The sequence below is a fragment of the Rothia sp. HMSC071F11 genome, from assembly GCF_001809115.1.
Lineage (GTDB): Bacteria > Actinomycetota > Actinomycetes > Actinomycetales > Micrococcaceae > Rothia > Rothia dentocariosa.
Map to the genome: position 1 here is coordinate 1 of NZ_KV795753.1, position 377 is coordinate 377.

The 377-nt window shown below is 46.9% G+C and carries 1 pseudogene; it reads left to right on the plus strand.

The annotated features are described in order from the left end of the window. Positions 1-97: 97 nt before the first annotated feature. Positions 98-377 (plus strand): annotated as a pseudogene (locus HMPREF2554_RS11660) (hypothetical protein); the annotation flags it as partial.

The following is a 377-nucleotide window of genomic DNA, read 5'->3' on the forward strand; positions in this document are numbered from 1 at the left end:
GTTCTCCGGGGCTGACATCGGTGACTCGGTTAGAGAAAGCGGAGCGTCCCTCATAAAGGGGTAGGTTTGCCGGGTTCTAGGAGAAAGGTAGGTTGTGGTGCCTCCTGCGTTGATTGGGTTGTTGGCGGGTCTTTTCGTTCGGAATGTTCCCTCGCTGAAACGTACGATGGGTCAGCCCGTGCTCGGGGTCAAACAACACCGACCTAAGCTTGCTTTCATGATTAGCTATGCATGTTTGATAGGAATATATGCCATACCTACCTATCACTCGGTAATAAAAGGTTTTGATATAACGTTCTATATCATCACAACCGTTCTGGCAGGTCCTTTAGTATTTTCTATGGTGAATCATTGTCATGCGTTTTATATCCAGCAAA